The sequence below is a fragment of the Stenotrophomonas sp. G4 genome, from assembly GCF_003428825.1.
Lineage (GTDB): Bacteria > Pseudomonadota > Gammaproteobacteria > Xanthomonadales > Xanthomonadaceae > Stenotrophomonas > Stenotrophomonas indicatrix.
On sequence record NZ_CP031741.1, the window covers coordinates 4,344,332 to 4,366,213 of the forward strand.

20 protein-coding genes are annotated in these 21,882 nt (G+C 67.8%); 8 read left to right on the forward strand and 12 right to left on the reverse strand.

What is annotated here, in order from left to right; translation table 11 throughout:
• Positions 1–35: 35 nt before the first annotated feature.
• Both D0Y85_RS19930 and polA read right to left on the reverse strand, forming a co-directional pair.
• A complete protein-coding gene (locus D0Y85_RS19930; protein ID WP_117311745.1) occupies positions 36–518 on the reverse strand; it encodes a YetF domain-containing protein in 483 nt (160 codons plus the stop codon).
• Positions 519–833: 315 nt separating this feature from the next.
• Positions 834–3,608 (reverse strand): DNA polymerase I, encoded by a 2,775-nt coding sequence (polA, locus tag D0Y85_RS19935; protein WP_117311746.1) that lies wholly within the window; start codon positions 3,606–3,608, stop codon positions 834–836.
• Positions 3,609–3,705: 97 nt separating this feature from the next.
• Here polA and D0Y85_RS19940 point away from each other — a divergent pair, with 97 nt between their 5' ends.
• Complete coding sequence (locus D0Y85_RS19940) at positions 3,706–3,990, forward strand: DUF2782 domain-containing protein (protein WP_025878043.1); 285 nt, start codon at positions 3,706–3,708, stop codon at positions 3,988–3,990.
• 207 nt (positions 3,991–4,197) lie between these two features.
• On the opposite strand, the gene D0Y85_RS19950 is transcribed toward D0Y85_RS19940, so the two are convergent.
• Positions 4,198–4,644 carry a universal stress protein gene (locus D0Y85_RS19950; protein WP_025878044.1) on the reverse strand — a complete coding sequence of 149 codons (447 nt, stop codon included), beginning with the start codon at positions 4,642–4,644 and terminating at the stop codon, positions 4,198–4,200.
• A 209-nt stretch (positions 4,645–4,853) separates the two neighbouring features.
• Between D0Y85_RS19950 and D0Y85_RS20690 the strand changes: the two genes are divergently transcribed.
• Positions 4,854–5,000 (forward strand): hypothetical protein, encoded by a 147-nt coding sequence (locus D0Y85_RS20690; protein WP_162887712.1) that lies wholly within the window; start codon positions 4,854–4,856, stop codon positions 4,998–5,000.
• 75 nt (positions 5,001–5,075) lie between these two features.
• On the opposite strand, the gene D0Y85_RS19955 is transcribed toward D0Y85_RS20690, so the two are convergent.
• The 8 genes from D0Y85_RS19955 to dnaQ form a co-directional block, all read right to left on the reverse strand.
• Complete coding sequence (locus D0Y85_RS19955) at positions 5,076–5,621, reverse strand: SUKH-4 family immunity protein (RefSeq protein ID WP_117311748.1); 546 nt, start codon at positions 5,619–5,621, stop codon at positions 5,076–5,078.
• 12 nt (positions 5,622–5,633) lie between these two features.
• Positions 5,634–6,188 carry a hypothetical protein gene (locus tag D0Y85_RS19960; protein ID WP_025878052.1) on the reverse strand — a complete coding sequence of 185 codons (555 nt, stop codon included), beginning with the start codon at positions 6,186–6,188 and terminating at the stop codon, positions 5,634–5,636.
• Positions 6,189–6,305: 117 nt separating this feature from the next.
• Entirely contained in the window at positions 6,306–8,498 is a 2,193-nt protein-coding gene (gene uvrD, locus D0Y85_RS19965) for a DNA helicase II (protein ID WP_117311749.1), read from the reverse strand.
• Between the two features lie 9 nt (positions 8,499–8,507).
• On the reverse strand, positions 8,508–9,929 hold the full coding sequence (locus D0Y85_RS19970; protein WP_117311750.1) for an FAD/NAD(P)-binding protein: 1,422 nt from the start codon (positions 9,927–9,929) through the stop codon (positions 8,508–8,510).
• Positions 9,930–9,953: 24 nt separating this feature from the next.
• Positions 9,954–11,372, reverse strand: a complete 1,419-nt coding sequence (gene cls, locus D0Y85_RS19975) for a cardiolipin synthase (RefSeq protein WP_117311751.1) — start codon at positions 11,370–11,372, stop codon at positions 9,954–9,956.
• A gap of 204 nt (positions 11,373–11,576) precedes the next feature.
• Positions 11,577–11,744, reverse strand: coding sequence for a 50S ribosomal protein L33 (rpmG, locus tag D0Y85_RS19980; protein ID WP_170272460.1), 168 nt, complete (start codon positions 11,742–11,744; stop codon positions 11,577–11,579).
• Positions 11,745–11,754: 10 nt separating this feature from the next.
• Positions 11,755–11,991 (reverse strand): 50S ribosomal protein L28, encoded by a 237-nt coding sequence (gene rpmB, locus D0Y85_RS19985; protein WP_005411638.1) that lies wholly within the window; start codon positions 11,989–11,991, stop codon positions 11,755–11,757.
• Positions 11,992–12,231: 240 nt separating this feature from the next.
• Positions 12,232–12,741 carry a DNA polymerase III subunit epsilon gene (gene dnaQ / locus D0Y85_RS19990; RefSeq protein WP_025878062.1) on the reverse strand — a complete coding sequence of 170 codons (510 nt, stop codon included), beginning with the start codon at positions 12,739–12,741 and terminating at the stop codon, positions 12,232–12,234.
• A 203-nt stretch (positions 12,742–12,944) separates the two neighbouring features.
• On the opposite strand from dnaQ, the gene D0Y85_RS19995 reads away from it, so the two are divergent.
• Positions 12,945–14,177, forward strand: a complete 1,233-nt coding sequence (locus tag D0Y85_RS19995; protein WP_117311752.1) for a glycosyltransferase — start codon at positions 12,945–12,947, stop codon at positions 14,175–14,177.
• Here D0Y85_RS19995 and D0Y85_RS20000 read toward each other — a convergent pair.
• Positions 14,146–15,039 carry a LysR family transcriptional regulator gene (locus D0Y85_RS20000; RefSeq protein WP_117311753.1) on the reverse strand — a complete coding sequence of 298 codons (894 nt, stop codon included), beginning with the start codon at positions 15,037–15,039 and terminating at the stop codon, positions 14,146–14,148. The genes D0Y85_RS19995 and D0Y85_RS20000 overlap by 32 nt on opposite strands.
• Positions 15,040–15,149: 110 nt before the next feature.
• Here D0Y85_RS20000 and D0Y85_RS20005 point away from each other — a divergent pair, with 110 nt between their 5' ends.
• The 5 genes from D0Y85_RS20005 (at position 15,150) to D0Y85_RS20025 (ending at position 21,779) form a co-directional block, all read left to right on the forward strand.
• Positions 15,150–15,548: a RidA family protein gene (locus D0Y85_RS20005; protein ID WP_025878068.1), complete on the forward strand. Its 399-nt coding sequence runs from the start codon at positions 15,150–15,152 to the stop codon at positions 15,546–15,548.
• A 161-nt stretch (positions 15,549–15,709) separates the two neighbouring features.
• A complete protein-coding gene (locus D0Y85_RS20010; protein ID WP_117311754.1) occupies positions 15,710–16,054 on the forward strand; it encodes a hypothetical protein in 345 nt (114 codons plus the stop codon).
• A gap of 56 nt (positions 16,055–16,110) precedes the next feature.
• A complete protein-coding gene (locus D0Y85_RS20015; RefSeq protein ID WP_117311755.1) occupies positions 16,111–17,364 on the forward strand; it encodes a TolC family protein in 1,254 nt (417 codons plus the stop codon).
• Entirely contained in the window at positions 17,361–18,560 is a 1,200-nt protein-coding gene (locus D0Y85_RS20020) for an efflux RND transporter periplasmic adaptor subunit (protein ID WP_117311756.1), read from the forward strand. The genes D0Y85_RS20015 and D0Y85_RS20020 overlap by 4 nt, the downstream gene beginning before the upstream one ends.
• A gap of 9 nt (positions 18,561–18,569) precedes the next feature.
• Positions 18,570–21,779: a CusA/CzcA family heavy metal efflux RND transporter gene (locus tag D0Y85_RS20025; protein ID WP_117311757.1), complete on the forward strand. Its 3,210-nt coding sequence runs from the start codon at positions 18,570–18,572 to the stop codon at positions 21,777–21,779.
• The last annotated feature ends 103 nt before the right edge of the window (positions 21,780–21,882 follow it).

Genomic DNA, 21,882 nt, shown 5'->3' on the forward strand with positions numbered 1-21,882 from the left:
AGGAGTACTGCCTCCGGCCCACGCTGTGGCGCGCGTCACCCGTCCTTGCGCTTGGGAATGATGGTGATGTGGCCGTTGGTTTCCAGCAGTGCCAGTTCCACTTCTTCCACGCCGATGCAGCTCTGCTGGCGCATGGCGACATCGAAATCGGCGCGGCTGACCAGCTCGCGCCGCAGCACACTGTCGAAGAGCTTGCCGTTGCGCGCGATCACCACCGGTTCGCCCTCGATCAGCCGTTCCATGCGGCGGCTGCGGGCGGTGATCCAGCCTACGCCATAGTTCAGCAGGATCAGCGTGGCGGCCAGCAGCAGGCCGCCGGCCAGCGAGGTGTCGGTACCCAGCAGTGCGTTCTGCACCGCGTTGCCCAGCAGTACGATCAGCAGCACGTCGAACGGGGTGACCTGTCCCAGCGCGCGCTTGCCGCTGAGCCGGACCATGCCCAGCACGACTGCGTAGACCACCACCGCGCGCAGGACGAATTCCCACCACGGCATCGCCAAGTCGAACAGATTGGGCATTGCGGGTTTCCCTGCCGGGCGGTGGCCCAGCGTGGCGCAGCAGCGCACAAATAAAAAGCCCCGCTGACCAGGGGGAGGTCAACGGGGCCGGGGAACGGGCGCTTGGGGAGGAGCCCCCGTTCCGAGATCTGCTCCAGGGGATGGGAGAGATCCACGACAGGCATTGCGCCTGTCGGGAGTTATAGAAGCACTCCGAACACTAACGGTTCGTGAAGGGGCCCAATTTAATAAGCACCCATCAGGGAAACATTCATGTTTGAGTCAGAAATATCATGCAAATGAACGAATTCACGGCGTTTTCGGCCTGAATGCGACTCAGTGCGCCTCATCCCAATTGCTGCCAGTACCGGTATCGACCACCAACGGCACCCGCAATTGTGCCGCTTGCGACATGCGCTGCACGACATTGCTACGCAGTTCTTCGATGAAACCGGCCTCGGCTTCGAACACCAGTTCATCGTGCACCTGCAGGATCATCCGCGCCGGTGCGCCGCTGTCACGCAGCCATTTGTCCACATCGACCATGGCGCGCTTGATGATGTCGGCGGCGGTGCCCTGCATCGGTGCATTGATCGCCGCACGTTCAGCGCCAGCACGCAGGCCCTGGTTACGTGCATGAATGTCGTTCAGGTACAGCCGGCGACCGAACAGGGTCTCCACGTAGCCCTGCTCGCGGGCCTGCTCGCGCATGCGCTCCATGAAGTCACGCACGCCCGGATAGCGGCTGAAGTACAGCGCCACGTAATCCTGCGCCTGGCCGCGGTCGATGCCGAGGTTGCGGGCCAGTCCGAACGCACTCATGCCGTACATCAGGCCGAAGTTGATCGCCTTGGCCGCGCGACGCTCGTTGCTGGTCACTTCTTCCAGGGTGCGGCCGAACACCTCGGCGGCGGTGGCGCGATGCACGTCGGCGCCCTGCTCGAAGGCCCGCACCAGGCCCGGATCTCCGGACAGGTGGGCCATGATCCGCAGCTCGATCTGCGAATAGTCGGCCGCCAGCAGCTGGAAGCCTTCCGGGGCGATGAACGCACGGCGGATGCGGCGGCCATCCTCGGTGCGGATCGGGATGTTCTGCAGATTCGGATCGGACGAGGACAGGCGGCCGGTGGCGGCACCGGACTGGTGGTAGCTGGTGTGCACCCGGCCGGTTTCTGAGTTGACCATCTCCGGCAGCTTGTCGGTATAGGTGCTGCGCAGTTTGGCCAGGCCACGGTACTCGAGGATCACCCGGGGCAGCTCATGCTGTTCGGCAATCGCCTCCAGCGCCTCTTCATTGGTGCTGGGCTGGCCCTTGGGGGTCTTCACCACCGCCGGCAGCTTCAGCTCATCGAACAGCACCGCCTGCAGCTGCTTGGGCGAATCCAGGTTGAAGCTGCGCCCGGCCAGTTCGGTGGCCTTCTGCTGCGCGGCCAGCATGCGCGAGGACAGGTCCTGGCTCTGCCGGCGCAGTTCGTCGGTGTCGATCCGCACGCCATTGGCTTCGATGCTGGCCAGCACCGGCACCAGCGGCATCTCGATGCTGCGGTACACGCTGTCCAGGGTCGGTTCGGCCAGCAGCTGCGGCTGCAGCGCGTGGTGCAGGCGCAGGGTGATGTCGGCGTCTTCGGCGGCGTAGCGGCCGGCCTCGTCGATGCCCACCTGCGAGAACGAAATCTGCTTGGCGCCCTTGCCTGCCACGTCCTCGAACTTGATGGTGCTGTAGCCCAGGTAACGCAGGGCCAGCGAATCCATGTCGTGGCGGGTGGCGGTGGAATTGAGCACGAAGCTCTCAAGCATGGTGTCGTCGTGGTAGCCCTGCACGTCCACGCCATGGCGGCGCAGCACGTGCAGATCGTACTTGCCATGCTGGCCCAGCTTCTTCTTCGCCGGGTCCTGCAGCACCGGCCGCAGCGCATCGAGCACCTGTGCCAGCGGCAACTGTGCCGGCGCGCCGGGATAATCATGGCCGACCGGGATGTAGGCGGCCTTGCCCGGCTCCACCGCCAGGCTGATGCCGACCAAGCGTGCACGCATCGCATCCAGTGCGTCGGTCTCGGTGTCAAAGCTGACCAAGTCAGCCTGCTGCACGCGCGCAACCCAGGCCTGCAGCTGCTCGGTGGTCAGCACGGTCTCGTACTCGCCGGGCGCCGACAGCGCTGGATCGAGTTCGCCGACGGGCGGCGCTTCGGCGCTGCCACGGGCAAAGCCGGCCGCGGTGCCACGCAGGCTCGGCGTCGCATCGTTGGCCACTGCAGGCGCCGGTACCGGCCCGCCCAGCTCCTTCAATGCCTGGGTGAAGCCGTAACGCAGGTACAGCTCGCCCAGGGTGGGCACATCCGGATCGCGCAGGGCCAGCGTGGTCGGGCTGGCGTCCAGCGCGACGTCGGTGCGGATGGTCACCAGCTCCTTGTTCAGCGGCAGGCGCTCCAGCGCGGCGCGCAGGTTCTCGCCGATCTTGCCCTTCATGGTCGGCGCCGCCGCCATCACCCCGTCCAGATGCTGGTATTCGGCCAGCCACTTGGCGGCCGTCTTCGGCCCGCACTTCTCCACGCCGGGCACGTTGTCGACCGCGTCGCCCATCAGCGCCAGCAGGTCGACGATCTGGTCGGCGCGCACGCCGAACTTGTCCATCACCGCCGCGTCCGAATCCATGCGGCTGCCGGTCATGGTGTTGACCAGTTCGATGCCCGGGCGGACCAGCTGGGCGAAATCCTTGTCGCCGGTCGAGATGGTGACCTTCAGGTCCTGTGCCACGCCCTGCAGGGCCAGGGTGCCGATCACATCGTCGGCCTCCACGCCATCGATGCGCAGGATGCTGATGCCCAGCGCCTCGACGATGCGGCACATCGGCTCGACCTGGCTGCGCAGTTCATCGGGCATCGGCGGGCGGTTGGCCTTGTACTGGTCGTACAGGTCATCGCGGAAGGTCTTGCCGGGGGCATCGACGACGAAGGCGACGTAGGCCGGGCGCTCCTTCAGCGTCGAGCGCAGCATGTTGACCACGCCGAACAGCGCGCCGGTGGGCTCACCCTGTGCATTGGACAGGGGCGGCAGCGCGTGGAACGCGCGGTACAGGTAACTGGACCCGTCGATCAGGACTAATCTGCTCATGTGTCGATTCTACGCGCCTGTTCCTGCATCGCGGCGACACGGCAGCGACGCGGCGTTGGGGCATAATCAAGGCTCTTTCCAGGCAAAGGCCCCGCCGATGAAGACCCTGATGCTGGCTTCCCTGCTCCTGCTTGCTGGCTGTGCCAGCATGGGCGGCGCGGGCGCTCCCCCGGTGGACGTCAAGGGCGCCGATGTTTCCAAGCGCACGATGGACAACGGCGACACCATCGAGGAATACCGGGTGTCCGGCCAGTTGCGCATGGTCAAGGTGACGCCGGCACGTGGCGCCCCGTTCTACATGTATGACAAGAACGGCGATGGCCGCTTCGACAATGACAAGGATGGCGTGTCGCCGGTGTACTGGAAGCTGTACAGCTGGTGATGTGGTTGCGGTAGGTGCGCGCCATCCACGCATGGCGTGGATCTACCGGGCATTGCGGTGGCCCCATCCACGCATGGCGTGGACCTTTGACGGTGAACTGGAGTAGATCCACGCCATGCGTGGATGCTCTTCGGGCCGCCGGAAAAAACAACGCCGGCGCGCATCCTGCGGCCGGCGTCGGGTCCCCTCCCCGGGAACGCTTCCGTATCAGCGGATGACCAGCACCGGCAGCGTGCTGCGCGCCAGCACCTCGGCGGTCTGGCTGCCCAGCAGCACGCGGGTGACGCCGCGGCGGCCGTGCGAGGTCATTACGATCAGATCGCTGTTGCGCTGCCCCGCCGTCTCGATGATGCCGTCGGCCGCGTAGCGGTCCAGCACATGCACCGGATTGGCGGTGATGCCCTGCTCGGCCGCCTTGGCCAGGGCCGGCTGCAGCACCTTCTGCGCGCCTTCCTCGCGGTCGGCCTTGTACTCCGGGCTGTTCATGTAGCCCACGCTCCAGCCCATGGCGTCGTACATGCCGACGGCCCAAGGCTCGGAGACGGTGACGATGTCGACCTCGGCGTTGAGGTCCTTGGCCAGCTCCAGGCCCTTGGCCAGGCCCTTGTCGGCCAGCTCAGAGCCATCGGTGGCGATCAGGATGCGCTTGTACATGGTGGGGCTCCGCGGTGATCCAGCCAGTGGGAACGACACCATTACACAGCCTGTGTGGAGATCGTGCCTTGCGCAGGATCAATCCGGCAGCGCGCAGCGATGCCTGCGCAGCGCGGCATGATCGGCGCAGGCGCCACCAGCTTGCTCATCCTGACCACTGCGGCGCATGCTGGGCGGGCGGCACCGCGCCGCCTTCAGGGATGACAGACATGCAGAACAACAGACCACCCGCCCACAGCTCCGGGAAGTCCATCCTGATCGCCGCGATCATCGCGTTGGCGGTGCTGTTCGGTGCCTATCACGTCGGCAAGGACATGGCGCTGCGCGACAACGCCCGCCAGTCAGCGGGCCGCTGACACGCACCTGTAGAGGCGAGCCCACGCTCGACTGCTCTCGACGCTACCCGCATCCGTCAACGGCGCTGCGCAGACTCAGTATCCGGAAGGCCAGAAGGCTCCTTCCGCCACGGCCTCCGGATCGATCTGCGCAACCGCCTGCAGGAAGGACTGCTTGCTTTCCACGCCGTAGGGAAACTCGCACAGGCATTCGGCAAAGCGAAGCAGATCCCGGTTGACGAACATGCGCGCGTCGCCGTTGTCGTGATCCCACAGCACCACTTGGCCACTGGCCGCGTCGATGGCCAGCAGGTTGCCGCCGCCATCATGGCCGAGCGCCCTGCCGGGCTCCGGGAGCAGGGCAGAGACCTCGACCGCACGCTCGGCCTCGAAGAACGAGAGATGCGGTGCCGCCTGGCGCGGCAGACCCTGCTCGCTGAGCAGCCGCCGTGCATCCGGGCCCAGCCACGCCGGCAGGGTCTCCAGTGGGTGCCGTTGGAAGGCGAAGAGATCGGCCAGATCCGGCTCTTCCTCCAGCAGCTCGGCCGGCACCGCCGGCAGCAGTGCCGTCAGCATCTCCACGAAATGGGTCACGACCACGGGTGTACCACCGCAGGCCGGATCCGCGTCCTCCATGGTCATGAGGCACAGCCCTCAGGCGATCTGCACCACACGTGCGTTCTGGCACAGCGGGTAGCTGCCGACGAATTCAGCGATCGCATCACGCATCGCCTCGAACGACTGGCCGTACATGTACAGCGCGGTCTCGCTCGGGCCCTGCCACCAGCTGCAGATCTCGCCCAGGCCATCGATTCGCTCGGACAGCTGCTCGAACACGTGGTTCGAATCGCACTGCTCGTACACCTCGTCGGGCAGGGTCAGGCCATCCAGGTAAATGCCAAGACCCTCGGTCACGCCGAAGCTTCGGTCAGCCTCGCCTGCGCCCTGTACCTGCGAACCCTTCGGTGCCCCTAGCTGCTCCAGCAGGTCGACCAGCTTCGGCACGCCCGCGGCATCGACCAGCGCCACTTCGATATCGCCGTACTCGACTTCGCCTTCGTCGGACATCGCAGTACCGCCTCCGGTGATCCCGCCCAGCTCGGCCGCCTGCAGCAGCGCGTCCAGCGGATCCTCGAACAGCTCATGGCGATGCTCGGGCTGCAGCCTGGCGTTCAACTTCACGGTGACGTGCAGCGTGGGTTCGGTCATGAGGGCGTTCCTGGGAGATGTGACCGCTATTGTAGAGCCGCGCCATGCCCGGCTGCCTTCCACCGCACCGGTGGTCGGCGCCCTCCCTGCGGGAGGACTCCGCCCCCTCGACGGTGATCAGATCACCGTCAGGTTGGCATACGCCATCACCAGCCACTTGCTGCCGGCGTCGGCGAACTCGATCTGCACGCGTGCGTGGGCACCGTTGCCTTCGTAGTCGGTCACCATGCCTTCGCCGAACTTGGGATGGGTGACCAGCGCGCCGAGCTTAAGCGGCGGCGCCTCGATCGAGGCGTGTCCCATCACCCGGCTTGCGCCCATCGACGCCGGCCGCGAGACCTGCACCTTGGGCCGCACTTCGTGCAGCAGCTCGCGCGGGATCTCGCGCAGGAAGCGCGAGGGCAGGCTGTAGTTGTCCTGGCCGTGGATGCGCCGCGATTCGGCGTAGCTGAGCACCAGCTTCTGTCGCGCGCGGGTGATGCCGACGTAGGCCAGCCGACGCTCTTCTTCCAGCCGCCCGCTTTCCTCCAGCGACCGTGCACTGGGGAACAGCCCCTCTTCCACGCCGGCCAGGAACACCAGCGGGAATTCCAGGCCCTTGGCCGAGTGCAGCGTCATCAGCTGCACGCCTTCCTCGCCGGCCTGCGCCTGGCCCTCACCGGCCTCCAGCGCCGCGTAGGCCAGGAACGCAACCAGCTCGTCCATGTCCTCGCCTACTTCCTCGATGTCGTCGGCACGGCGCACGAAGCGCGAGGCCACCGACACCAGTTCGTCGAGGTTGTCGGTGCGCGATTCCGAATCCAGCGCGTTGCGGCTTTCCTTGCTCCAGTGTTCGCGCAGCTGCGAGCGGGCCAGCACGTGGTCCACGCGCTCGGCCAGGGTCATGTGCACGGTCTGCGCCTGCAGCTCGTTGACCAGCACCAGGAAGCCGGCCAGCGCATTGCGGGCACGCGCCGCCAGCGCGCTGCCCTGGGTCACCAGCATGGTGGCTTCCCACAGTGAGATGCCCTGGGCGCGCGCTTCGCGGCGCACTTCGTCCAGCGTGCGGTCACCGATGCCACGCGTGGGCGTATTCACTGCGCGCTCGAATGCAGCGTCGTCGTTGCGGTTGGACAGCAGGCGCAGGTAGGCCAGCGCATCCTTCACTTCGGCGCGCTCGAAGAAGCGCATGCCGCCATACACGCGATACGGCACCTGCTCGCTCAGCAGCGCTTCTTCCAGTGCGCGCGACTGCGCGTTGCTGCGGTAGAGCACGGCCACTTCGGTGTAGCTGCCGCCGTCGCGCACCCACTGCCGTGCGCGCTCGACGATGTAGCGCGCCTCGTCCATCTCGTTGTATGCCGCGTACAGGTCGATCGGCTCGCCGTCACCACTGTCGGTCCACAGCTGCTTGCCGATGCGGTCCGGATTGTGCGCGATCACCGCGTTGGCGGCGCTGAGGATGTTGGCGGTGGAACGGTAGTTCTGCTCCAGGCGGATGGTCTGCGCGCCCGGGAAGTCGCGCAGGAAGCCCTGCACGTTCTCGACCTTGGCGCCGCGCCAGCCGTAGATGGCCTGGTCGTCATCACCGACCACGAACACGTGGCCCTCGTGCCCGGCCAGTACCCGCACGAAGGCGTACTGGATGGCGTTGGTATCCTGGAATTCGTCCACCAGGATCTCGCGGAACCGCGCGCGGTAGTGCGACAGCAACGGCGGATTGTCGCGCAGCAGTTCGTGCGCGCGCAGCAGCAGCTCGGCGAAATCGACCAGGCCGGCACGGTCACACCGCGCCTGGTACTCGGCGTAGGCCTGGCGCATGGTTTCCAGCCACGCATCGTTCGGCTCGGGCTGGATGTGCTGCGGGCGGCGGCCCTCATCCTTCTGCGCGTTGATCCACCAGGCAATCTGCTTGGGCGGGTACTTGCCGTCATCCAGCTCCAGCGCCTGCACCACGCGCTTGACCAGCCGCAGCTGGTCGTCCGAATCCATCACCTGGAAGCCTTCAGGCAGCTTGGCATCCTGCCAGTGCAGGCGCAGCAGGCGGTTGGCCAGGCCGTGGAAGGTGCCGATCCACATGCCGCGGCTGCCATGCGGCAGCTGCGCGTCGATGCGATGGCGCATCTCGCCGGCGGCCTTGTTGGTGAAGGTCACCGCGAAAATGCCGTGGGTCGGCACGCCTTCGACTTCATGCAGCCAGGCAATGCGGTGGGTGAGTACGCGCGTCTTGCCCGACCCGGCACCGGCCAGCACCAGGTGGTGACCGAGGGGAGCGGAGACGGCTTCGCGCTGGGCCGGGTTCAGGCCATCAAGCAAGTGGGAGACATCCATGCCTCCATTTTACGGCATCGACGTCGCAGCTCCTGCGACCACCTGCGTGGCAAGTGCCTGCGCCTGCTGACGCAGTTCAGGCACCGCCAGGCTTTCCCACAGGCTGCCGATGCGCAGGCTGCCGAGTACCCCCAGGCGCGCCTGGGGCTGGCCACCCGCTGCATACAGCCGGTCGCCCGGCACACTGCTGTCCAGGCCCAGCCCATGCGGCCCGGGACGCGCAAGACCCTCGGCCTGCAGCTGCTGCAGCAAGGGATTGCGCAGTGCCGAGGCGCGGGTCTCCACACCGGTGGCATTGACCACCGCAGCGATCGTCCACTGCACGTTGCCGCCGCCCGCCTCGCGACCCGACAGCCGCAGGGCATCACCTTCGCGCCACACCCGTTGCAGACGGGCGCGGTGAACGCGCAGCTGGCCGCTGGCCTGCAGCGCCTGCAACTGCTCGGACACCGGTTCAGCAATGCGATGGCGGTGCACGTCCCAGTAGCGCACCACGTGGCGCAGGAAGCGGCGCTGGTCGGCCTCGTCCATGCTCTGCCACAGCGCCTGGCCGTGCGGGCGGATGCGGTCCATCACGCCCTGCCACGGCATGCCGTCGGCCTGTGCCTTGCGCGCGTGCTGGCGCAGTACGCGCAGGCGCTGGCGCAGGGTCATCGGCAGCAGATCCTGCGGATCGAACGCCGGCAGACCGCCGTGGGCGTGCGGCAATGGCAGCAGACCATGGCGCGAGATCACATGCAGCGGTCCGCTATGGCCGCCGGCCACCAACGCCAGCACGGTGTCGGCCATGCTCAGCCCGGAGCCGACGATGGCCAGGGCATGGTCACTGGCCAGCGTGCGTACGCCGTCGTAATCCCAGGCCTCGACCACGTCATCGGCAGATAGTGCGTCGACGCCGTCCACCGGCAACGGCCGCATGCTGTTGCCGGTGGCGATCACCACCTGCGCTGCATGCAGTGTTTGGCCATCGCCCAGCTGCAGCTGGTAACCGTGGTCATCTGGCTGCGTCGCCAGCACCGGTTGGGCGATGACCTGCAATCGCGCCGCACTGGCTGCTTCGGCCTCGCGCAGGCGCTGCTGCAGGTAGGCAGCGAAATAGTGGCGAGACACATAGCGTTCGCCCAGCACTTGGCGCGCCTCGCCCGGGTAGGCGTTGGCGGCCTGCAGGAAATCGAGGAAGTCGCCGGGCTGGTCGGCAAAGGCGCTCATTTTCGCCGCCGGCACGTTCAGCAGGTGCTCCGGCCACGGCGTGGCATAGGCAATGCCCTGTGCCAGCTGCGAGGCGGGTTCGAAAATGGCCAGTGCCAGCGGCGCCTGGGCCTGGCGCAACACCTGGATCGCCACCAGCACGCCGGCCGCACCACCGCCGATGATCGCAAGGTCCAGTTCGCCACTACGCGGTGAATCAGTCATGCGCCGATTGTAGGCCATCGGCCCTGCCCGGCTGGCGCTGGCCTACATCAAGGCATCGGCCAGGCGCGCGATGCCCTCGCGGCTGCGCAGCCACGCGGGACGCTTGCGCCACTGCGCCAGGTCCAGCAGGCGCGACTGGCGCAGGTAGTCGTCCTCGATGGCGCGCAACTGCGTGAGCAGCTGACGGTCGTAGCAGATCAGGCCGATTTCGGCATTCAGCGCGAACGAGCGGATATCCATGTTGATCGACCCGAGCACGGCAATGTCCTCATCCACGCTCATGTGCTTGGCATGCAGGAACTGCGGCTCGTACAGCGCGATCTGCACCCCGCAGCGCAGCAGCTCATCGTAGTAGGCCTCCTGCGCCCACGAGGTCAGCCGCTGGTTGTTGCTGGCCGACAGGATCAGCTGCACCTGCACGCCGGACAGCGCGGCGATGCGCAGTGCACTCAGCGTTGCTTCGTCGGGCACGAAGTACGGCGTGACCATCACCAGCCGGCGCCGGGCAAGATGGATCAGCGCGGCCACCGCATCGCGCGCGTTGCTGTACGGGTAGGCCGGGCCACTGGGCAGCAGCTGGGTGGCGATGTCCTCGCTGCACACCGGCACGTCGGCGATGACCTCCAGGCGCTGCCCGGTTTCGATGTACCAGTCGCTGGCGAACACCGCTTCAAGGTGCGCCACCGCAGGCCCGCGCACGCGCGCCACCAGCTCGCGGTTGGGGTGGCCGGCAACGAATTCAGGGCGCGCCAGGTTCTGCGAACCGACATAGCCTACTTCGTTGTCGATCACCGCGATCTTGCGATGGTTGCGCAGGTCCATGCGTCCGCTGCGGCGCCAACGCAGGCCGCCGGGCAGCATCGCGCGCACTTCGATGTCACGTGACCGCAGCCGCTTGCTGTATGCGCGCAGGCCCCGCTTGGCGCCGACCGCATCCAGCAGCACGCGGCACTGCACCCCGCGCGCTGCGGCACGCTGCAGGGCTTCGACGATGGCCTCGCCCACCGTGTCATCGAACATCAGGTAGTACAGCAGGTGCACCCGGTCCTGGGCCTGGTCGATGTCGGCGATCAGGGTGTGCAGTGATTCGTCATAGTCGGTCAGCAGGTCGATCGCGTTGCCGTGCACCGGCATGAAATCGCCCTGGCGCTGCACCAGCGGCACCACTTCGGCGCTGGCCGAATCGGGCTGCGGCGTCCAGCGCAGGCGGCGCTGCAGCGCCTGTTCTTCACGGATGACCTGCGAGGCCTCGGCCTGCCGGCGGATGCGCTCGCGCGACAGCCACGGATGCCCGAACAGCAGATAGAGCGGCAGGCCCAGCAGCGGCACGAAGCCGACCAGCAGCAGCCAGCTGCGCGCCGCGCCCGGCGTGGTGCGGGTGGGGATCCAGCACAGCGCCACCAGCCGGATCAGCCAGTCGATCAACAGCAGGTACGAGCCCAGCAGCCACTCGAACAGCATCGCGTCGCCCGTTGGGAGGTGTGGGGCCATTCTGCCCAGCGGGGTGTGCAGAGTCGAGCAGCGCTGGGGACAGCGTGCCGACCAACGGTCGGCACCCACCGGGGTCGGAACGTGTCGACCAAGGTCGACACCTGCCGGGGGCGGGCACAAAAAAACCCGCCACGAGGGCGGGTTTTTTCGGAAGCGACCCGCAATCCTTGCGGATTACTTGATCTTGCCTTCCTTGTACGGGACGTGCTTGCGCACGACCGGATCGTACTTGGAGAATTCCATCTTCCCCGGGGTGTTCTTCTTGTTCTTGTCGGTCGTGTAGAAGTGACCGGTACCAGCGGTCGAAATCATACGGACCTTATCGCGCTTGCCTGCCATGATCGTCTACTCCTCAGACCTTTTCGCCGCGCGCACGCAGCTCAGCCAGAACGGAATCGATACCGTTCTTGTCGATGGTGCGCAGTGCATGCGCGGAAACACGAAGCTTCACCCAGCGGTTCTCGCTGGCAACCCAGAAGCGGCGCTCGTGCAGATTCGGCAGGAAACGACGACGGGTCTTGTTGTTGGCGTGCGAGACGTTGTTACCCGTCTGCACTCGCTTGCCGGAAACCTGGCATACGCGGGACATGGCGCACCTCGATAGTAAGTTGTGTCTCCCCGTAGCCCGGGGGACGGCGGCCTCGGTGGTTGCCCACCACACGTCAAGAGAATCAAAGGGTTACGCTGGCGTTGGGCGGCCGGGGACGTGCTCCCGGGGGCGCCGCCCGGCACGAAACCGGACACAGCGAGCCGCGCATTATGCACGCAATCAAGACCTTGCGCAACTTACCCACAGGCCACGCCTGAACACGCTGACGGCGCCCTGCCCTCAGCGCAGATGCGGCACCACCTGGGCCAGCAGGTGGGCATCCTTCAGCGCGCCATGCAGGCCGCGGGTGCCGGGAATACGCAGGCGCTGCAGCACATCGTCGAGCTTGTTGGGCATGCCCGGCCAACGGCTGCGGGCCAGCTTCAGGCTGCAGGTCACGCGGCAGTGCTGGGCCAGCCCACCGGCCAGCCCCGCCAGGCGCAGCTCGTTGTCGAGGAAACCGACGTCGAAGGTGGCGTTGTGCGCGACCATCTCGCTGCCACGCAGGAACTCCAGCAGTTCGGCGGCCTTGCTCGCAAACAGCGGCTTGCCCACCAGCATGGCATCGCTGATGCCGTGCACGCGCTGCGCGCCCCAGTCCACCTTCCGCTGCGGCTGCAGGTAGGTGTGGAACTGGCGACCGCTGAGTTGTCCATCGACCAGTTCCACCGCCCCGATTTCAATCACCCGATGGCCCAGGCGATGCGAGATACCGGTGGTTTCGGTGTCCAGTGCGACGACGCGGCTCACGGCGCACGCCGGTATGCAGCGGCCGGCAGGCGGCAGACAAGGGACGGTAGGGATGGCAGTGCGGTCATGCGGTGCTGGATCCTGTTGCGCGCGCCCCGTGCGGCGGGGGCAGATGAGGCGGGATTGTCCCACGCGGTGCGTCGGCAGGAGCGCGGACGAACACAGCGATGTCGGCATACTGGTGATTCACTGCGGAGGCTCCAATGCGACTGCTGGCCCTCACCTACGGCACCGAAGGCGATACGCGCCCGCTGGTCATGCTCTGCGATGGGCTGATCGCGGCCGGTCACGAGGTCATGCTGCTGGCCGACGGCGGCACCCTCGACAGCGCGAAGGCCTTGGGCGTCCCGCACGCCGCGCTGGAAGGCGACATCCACGACGAAGTGGTGGCGCTGGTCTCACGCGGCAATGGCGTTGCCGCCGCCAGCACCGGGCTGGCACGGATGGCGCTGCAACACGTCGCCGGCTGGATGCGCCAGGCCGATGCTGCAGCCGACGGCTGCGATGCGATCCTGACCGGTGGGCTGGCTGCGTTCGTCGGCATGAGCGTCGGCGAGCGTCGCGGCCTTCCGGTGATCGGCGCCGGCATGATTCCGCTGACGCCGACACGCGCGTTCCGCTCGCCCTTCCTGCCGCCCGGACGCTCGCCGGGCTGGTTGAACCGGGCCAGTTATGGCCTGGTCAACGGCCTGATCTGGCGACAGTTCCGCGGCCCGATCAACACGGCCCGCCAGCACGCCGGGCAGCCACCACGACGCTCCCTCTGGGCTGGCCTGCCGATGCTGTATGGCATCTCGCCACAGCTGCTGCCACCGCCTTCGGACTGGCCGGCCGACCACCTCGTGTGCGGCCAATGGTCGGCCCCTGCTGCGCCGTGGCAACCGTCGTGCGAACTGCAGGCTTTCCTCGATGCAGGACCGCCGCCGGTCTATCTGGGCTTCGGCAGCATGACCGGCTTCGAGCGCGAGCGTGTGCTGCCGGCGCTGTTGTCGGCGCTGGCGCCACGCCGCGTGCTGCTGTTTCCCGGTTGGGTCGGCGTGCCCGACATGACGCTGCCCGACTCGGTACGGGTGATCGGCCCGACCCCGCATGAAGCGTTGTTGCCGCGCTGCGCGCTGGCGATCCACCACGGCGGCAGCGGCACCACGCATTCGGCATGCCGCGCCGGCACACCGTCGTTGGTGATGCCGTTCGCCGCCGACCAGTTCTTCTGGGCCGATCGCCTGCAGCACCTGGGCGTAGCACCGGCGCCACTGTCACCCAAGCGGTTGCAGCCGAAGGTGTTGGCCGATGCATTGGCGTTCGCCGAGCATGCCGATACACGCGCCCGGGCGGCCGCGCTGGGCGCTGCAATGGCGAACGAGGATGGAGTGGCATGCGGCGTGGCCGCACTCGAGCGCTGGCTCAGCCCAACGTCTCCACCACCCAATCAATGAACACCCGCAGCCGCTGGCTCATGTGCCGGTTCGGCGGGAACATCACGTGCATCGGCATCGGCGGCAGCTGCCAGTCGTGCAGCACGGGCAGCAGCTCGCCGCGCGCCACATGGGGTTCGGCCATGTAGCTGGGCAGCGCGACCACGCCGAGGCCGGCCAGGCCAGCGGCCAGATAGGCGTTGCCATCGTCGAAGCCGATTGAATAGCGCCCCTGCACCTCGACGCGCTCGGCGCCACGCTGCGCGGTGAACACGCGGGCGCGGCCACTGCGTGGGCTGAGAAAACCGACCGTGTGGTGGTACGGCCCTTCCAGCGCGCGCGGGTGTTCCGGCACACCGAACCGCTGCACATAGCCCGGGCTGGCATGGAAGCCGATCGGCAGGCGCGCCAGCGGTCGTGCCACCAGCGCGGGATCGGCAGGCGCGCCACCACGGATCACGCAATCGACGTTGTCGGCGATGACATCGACCTCGCGGTCGCTGACGCCGATGTCCAGCTGGATCTCCGGATAGCGCGCCTGGAAATCCGGCAATGCCGGCACCAGCCGCAGGCGCGCATACGGCCCCGGCACGTCGACGCGCAGGCGCCCGCGCGGTTGTGTGGCGGCCTCGCCCAGCCCCCCTTCAACCTCTTCCAGCTCGGCCAGCAGGCGAACGATGCGCGGGTAATACGCCGCGCCATCGGCAGTGACGCTGACCCGGCGCGTGGTGCGGTTGAGCAGCCGCAACCGCAGATGCGCTTCCAGCTGCTGCACCAGCTGGGTGACCGTGGTGCGGCTGAGCTGCAGGGTATGCGCGGCGCGGGTGAAGCTGCCGGTCTCCACCACCCGGGCGAACGCGCGCATCGCTTCGAAACGGTCCATGGCCGTGGCTGTGATTATTTGGAATGTGCAATCAATCTAGACCGATCATCACGGTTTATCCAGACAGCGACAGCGGGGAGGATGGTCCGCTCCCGTCTGGAATCCGTCCCATGTCCCACCGTGATGTTGTCTTTCCCGCCGGCCGGCAGGCGCTGTACGAGCGAAACCGCTATTCGCCGGCGATCCGATCCAATGGCTTCCTGTTCGTTTCCGGCCAGGTCGGCAGCCGCGAGGATGGCTCGCCCGAACCGGACTTCGAGACCCAGGTCCGCCGCGCCTTCGACAATCTCAACGCGGTGCTGGCCGCGGCCGGCTGCACGTTCGATGACGTGATCGACGTGACCGTGTTCCTGGTCGACCCGGAAACCACCTTCGAAAAGGCCTGGGCGATCGTGCCCGAGTACTGGGGCCAAGCGCCGCACCCGACCCTGACCGGCATCGGCGTGACCTGGCTGTATGGGTTCCAGTTCGAGATCAAGGTGATCGCCAAACTGCCCGCAGACCGGTAGTGCCGGCCGCTGGCCGGAAGCGCATTGCGCCAGCAGGGTTCATGGGATTGCCGGCCAGCGGCCGGCACCCCGGACACCCGCCTGAACGGAACACGCCGACAAATTCCCGAGGTGGCCATTGATATTGTATCCACCGAAAACCGCTTGCTAGCCTCCCCTCCATGCGCCGGATCGCCCGCCACCTTCGTTCGACCCTGCTGATGCTGCTGATGGCGGCATTCGTGGTCGTGCCGGTGGCCGATGTGCTGGCGTGTGCGGTGGAACCGCACGACAGCGCGGTGGTGCATGTGGAATCCGGCGCCGAAGATGCCGACGGTGACACTGACAACGACGGCAAGCACGCCGCTGCCTGCAGCCACAACCACTGCCACCACTCCAACCTGAGCCTGCCGGCGAGCACCTTCGCCGCCTTTGGCACGCCGCAACCGGCGCGCTGGATGAATGCAGGCGACGCGGCGACCTATGCGGTCGCCCAGGACGAACTGGCACGTCCTCCCCGGGCGTGAGTTGAGCGCGTCCCGCAATCGCGGGCTCCCGTTTCACTCACAACCGGAATCCCCCTATGTCGATCCTGACACGTCGGTCGCCGCGCGCGGCCGGGCTGGTCGTCGCCGTGCTGCTGGGCCTGATCCCCGCCGCACAGGTCGCCGCACAAGCCGCACCTTCGTACGACACCCTGCTTGAACGCCTGGACCAGCTGCCCGGCGCCCGCGTCGGCGCGGCATTGGCCGAGGCGGCCGACGCCCGCGCCGACCAGGCCGGGGCGCTGCCCAATCCATCCCTTTCCTGGTCCGCCGAAAACGCCTGGGGCACAGGCTCCTACGGCGGCATGGGCAGGGCCGACACCGTGCTTACCCTGTCCCAGCCTCTGGAGGTCTGGGGCCAGCGCGGCGCGCGCGTCCGCGCCGCCCGCGCCGAGGCACAGGCCGCTGCCCTGCGGGGTTCGCAGAGCCGCAGCGATGTCGCCAGCCAGTTGGCGGCGATCTACGCACAGGCTGAAAGCGCCCTGCGTCGCTACACGCTGGCCGAAGAAGCGCTGAGCCTCACCCGCGACGATGCGGCGGCGGTCACCGCGATGGTCAAGCATGGCCGCGAGCCGCAGTTGCGTGCCGTGCAGGCACAGAGTGAAGTGGCCAATGCCAGCGCCGCGCTGGATGAGGCGCAGGCCTTCCGCGACGCCGCGCTGGCCCGCCTGGCCGGTGCGGCCCTGCTGGATGCACCGGTGCAGACCATCGACAACAGTCTGCTCGATCGCGCACCGCCAGCACCGCGTGGCGCCACCGATGTGGCTCTGGCCGTGCGTGTTGCCGAAGCCGAAGTTGATGCGGCCGGTCGCCTGGTCGACGTCGAGCGCAAGCGCGCCCTGCCCGACCTCAGCGTTACCGCCGCGCAGACGCGTTTCCGCGAGGACCGCGAACAGGCCTACACGCTCGGCGTCAGTCTCTCGATCCCGTTGTTCGACCGCAATCGTGGTGGCATCCGCGCCGCCAGTGCCGAACAGCGCGCGGCCGAAGCGCGCTTGGACCAGCAGCGGCGCAACAGCGAAGCCGAACGCTTGTCGGCGGTGGCGGGCCTGAAGGCCGCCGGCAGCCGCACCCGCGCCGCGGACGAAAGTGTGGTCGCCGCCGAGGAAGCCTATCGGCTGGCGCGCATCGGCTTCGACGCCGGGCGCATCTCGCAGCTGGAACTGCGCAGCACCCGCAGTGCCCTCATCGCCGCCCGCGGCACCGCCGTGGACGCGCGCCTGTCGCGCGTTGGCGCGGAAATCGATCTCGCCCGCCTCGAAGGGCGCGCACCCTTTGTGGAGGCCCGATGAACCTGTCCCGTTCTTTCCCGCTGGTTGGCGGCTTGTTGCTGACTGCATTGCTGGCCGGTTGTTCTGGTAACACGCAGGCCCCGGCCGTCTCGGAGCCCGCCGGCAAGGCAACGGCCGACGATGGCCATGGCCACGCCGCCGACAGCACCGACGCCAAGGCCGAAACAAGCAAGGTGCCCGATGCCGATGAAGGCGTAGTGCAGTTGACGCCAGAGCAGATCAAGGCATCCGGCATCGACGTGGTGGCCGTCGGCCGCGGCGGCGGTGGTTCGACGCGGCTGTCCGGCCGGGTGGAACCGTCGATCGGTGCACGTGCCTCGGTCGCTTCCACCGTGACCGGTCGCGTGGAGCGCGTGCTGGTCGCACCGGGCACGGCAGTGAAGCAGAACCAGACGCTGGCGATCGTGGTCAGTGGCGAGGCGGCGGTGTTCCGCGCCAATGCGGTTGCCGCCGCCGCGGAGGCCGAGGCGGCGCGCTTGGCCCACGGCCGCGACAAGGCGCTGGTCGAACAGGGCGTGGTCGCTCGCCAGGAACTGGAAACCTCACGCGCGCGCTCGCTGGCGGCGCAGGCGCAGGCCGCCGCCGCGCAGGCACAGGCCGCCGCCAACGGTTCACCCGACAGCAGCGGCCGCGTGCGCATCACCAGCCCGGTGGCCGGCATCGTCGGCAACGTGCAGGTCACGCCCGGCGGCGTGGTGGCGGCCGGCAGCCCGGTGGCCGACGTCGCCGATCCGTCGATGAACGAGCTGGTGTTCACCGCGCCACCGGCGCTGGCCGCGCAGGTCACGCCGGGCATGACGCTGGAAGTGACCGTGCCGGGCGGCAGCTTCAGTGCCACCGTCACCGGTTCGGCCGCCGATGTGCGCCAGCAGGGTGGCGTGGCGGTGATCCGTGCCATGCCGGTGGATGCCGCATTGCCACCGGCCGGTTCGCCGGTGTCGGCGGTGGTGGTCACCGACGGCAAGGACGGCGCGTTGAGCGTGCCGGCTGATGCGGTACAGAACGTCGGCGGCAGCAGCGCGGTATTCGTCGCCGTCCAGGGCGGCTTCAAGGTGCAGCCGGTACTGGCCGGCCGACGTGCCGGTGACCGCATCGAGATTCTCGGCGGCTTGAACGGCGACGAACGCATCGTCGGCGCCAACGCGTTCCTGCTCAAGGCCGAACTGGCCAAGGGCGAAGCCGAGCACGGGCACTGAGGACCTTCCATGTTCAAGCTCATCATTGAAACCGCGGTACGCCACCGCTGGCTGGTCGTGGCCCTGGCTGCACTCGTTGCCGCCGTGGGCCTGTTCCAGCTCGGCAAGCTGCCGATCGATGCGGTACCGGACATCACCAACCGCCAGGTGCAGATCAACACGGTGGCACCGGCACTGACGCCCGAGCAGATCGAGCGGCAGGTGACCTATCCGCTGGAAACCGCGCTGGCCGGCATCCCCGGCCTGACCACCACCCGTTCGCTGTCGCGCAATGGCTTCTCGCAGGTCACCGCGATCTTCACCGATGCCACCGATATCTACTTCGCCCGCCAGCAGGTGGCCGAACGCATGCGCGAGGCCGCCGAAGCGCTGCCCGAGGGTGCCTCGCCGATGCTGTCGCCGGTCACCACCGGCCTCGGCGAGGTGTTGATGTGGACGGTGGACTTCACCGCGTTCGACCCTGCGAAGCTGGCCAAGCCCGGTGAAGCTGGCTGGCAGGCCGGCGAGGTCTACCGCACGCCGGAAGGCAACCTGCTGCGCACGCCGGAAGAACGCGCCACCTACCTGCGCACCGTGCAGGACTGGATCATCGCGCCACAGATGCGCTCCAGCCCCGGGCTGGCGGGCGTGGACACCGTCGGTGGCTACGTGAAGGAATACGGCGTGCATCCGGACAGCGCGCGGTTGGCCGCGCATGGCCTGGGCCTGGCCGATCTGGTGACGGCCCTGCAGCGCTCCAACGTACAGGCCGGTGCCGGCTTCGTGCAGCGCGCCGGCGAAGGCCTGGTGGTGCGTGCCGACGGTCTGGCACTGACCACCGACGATCTGGCCCAGGCGCCGGTAGCTACCCGCAACGGCGTGGTGGTGCGGGTGGCCGATGTGGCCGATGTCGGCCTCAGCCGCGCACCGCGCCTGGGGGCGGCCAGCCGCAACGGCCACGAGGCCGTGCTCGGTACCGCGCTGATGATCGCCGGCGGCAACAGCCGCACCGTGGCCCAGGCGGCCGCCACACGGCTGCAGCAGGTGAATGCCTCGCTGCCGGCGGACATCGTGGCCGCGCCGGTGCTGGACCGCAGCGTGCTGGTCAATTCCACCATCAAGACCGTGGCCAAGAACCTCACCGAGGGCGCGCTGCTGGTGGTGGTGGTGCTGTTCCTGCTGCTCGGCAACCTGCGCGCGGCGACGATCACCGCACTGGTGATCCCGCTGTCGTTCCTGTTCGCGGTGATCGGCATGAACCGCTTCGGCATCAGTGGCAACCTGATGAGCCTGGGTGCGCTGGACTTCGGCATCCTGGTGGACGGCGCGGTGATCGTGATCGAATCGACGCTGCTGATGCTGGGCCAGCGTCGTGCCGAACTGGGCCGCGCGTTGACCGCGATGGAACGCCTGCGCGTAGCGGCCGATTCGGCGCGAAAGATGGCACGCCCGGCAGCGTTCGGCCAGCTGATCATCCTGCTGGTGTTCGCACCGATCCTCACCCTGGAAGGTGTGGAGGGCAAGACGTTCCACCCGATGGCCGCCACGTTCATGCTGGCCCTGGTGGGTGCCTTCATCTTCTCCTTCACCTTCGTGCCGGCGATGGCCGCGCTGATGGTGCGTGAGTCGAAGCCGAAGGAAGGCGAGGCACACCGTGATGATGGCCAGCACGAAACGAAGCTGATCCGCATGCTGCGTGGACGCATCGAGCCGATCATCCGCCAGGCCGTCGCGCGGCCGCGCGCAGTGATCGCCGGCGCAGCGCTGATGCTGCTGGTGGGCATTGGCTCGTTCGGCCTGCTCGGCCGCGAGTTCATGCCTACCCTGGATGAAGGCAACGTGGCGATGCAGGCACTGCGCGTGCCATCCACTTCGCTGGAGCAGTCGCTGGCGATGCAGCTGGCACTGGAGAAAGCCATTGCCCAGCAACCGGAAGTGGAAACGGTGTTCTCGCGTACCGGCACCGCCGAAGCGGCAATCGACCCGATGCCGACCAACATCTCCGACAGCGTGATCGTGCTCAAGCCACGTGCGGACTGGCCCGATCCGACGCTGGGCAAGGAGGCGCTGGTGGCCCGCTTCGAAGAACTGGCCGGCCAGCAGCTGGGCAACAGCTTCGAGTTCAGCCAGCCGATCGAGCTGCGCTTCAATGAGCTGATTTCCGGCGTACGCACGGACCTGGCGGTGATGATCTTCGGCGATGACTTCAGCCAGCTGCAGAAGGTGGCCGACCAGGTGGCGCTGAAGCTGCGCGCGGTGGAGGGCGCGGCCGATGTGCGGGTGGAGCAGATTTCCGGCCTGCCCACGCTCAACGTCAAGATCGACCATGTAGCGGCAGCGCAGTACGGGCTGACCGCCGCCGACGTCAGCGATGCGCTGTCCACCGGCATCGGCGGCACGGCAGCCGGCAAGATCTTCGAGGGCGACCGTCGCTTCGATGTGGTGGTGCGTCTGGATGACAGCGCACGCAACGACCCGGATCAGCTGGCCTCGCTGCCGATCGCCACGCCGGCCGGCGTGGTGATTCCGCTGTCCTCGGTGGCACGCATCAGCGTCAGCGAAGGGCCGAACCAGATCAGCCGCAACAACGGCAGCCGCCGGGTGGTGGTGCAGGCCAACGTGCGCGGCCGCGACCTCGGCGGATTCGTTGGCCAAGCACAGGCCGCCGTGGCCGACGTGGCGCTACCGCCCGGTGCGTACCTGACCTGGGGTGGCCAGTTCGAGAACCTGCAGCGCGCGGAAAAGCGCCTGGCCACGGTGGTGCCAGTGGTATTCCTGCTGATCGGCAGCCTGCTGTTCATGGCCCTGCGCAGCGGCAAGGAAGCGGTGCTGGTGTTCAGCTGCGTACCGCTGGCGCTGGTCGGCGGCATCCTCGCCCTGCTGCTGCGCGGCATGCCGTTCTCGGTGTCGGCCGCGGTGGGCTTCATCGCCGTGTCCGGCGTGGCCACGCTCAACGGCCTGGTGCTGATGCAGGCGATCCGCGAGCGCCTGGACGCCGGTGACGTGCCGATGATGGCCGCGATCAACGGTGCATCCAGCCGTATCCGCGCGGTGCTGACCACCGCACTGGTGGCCATCGTCGGCTTCATTCCGATGGCGATCGCCAGTGGTTCCGGTGCGGAAGTGCAGAAGCCGCTGGCGACGGTGGTGATCGGTGGCCTGATCACCGCCACGGTGCTGACCCTGCTGGTGCTGCCGACCTTCGCCGCGCGCGTGGCCAAGGTGCGGACGGCTGGCTGAAAGTTCACGGGGTCGGATCCTGTGATCCGACCCCGTCTACCGCGCTTCGCGCTCGCCGGGCATGGCCCGGCGCTACCACCGCACGTTCCGGTAGCGCCGGGCC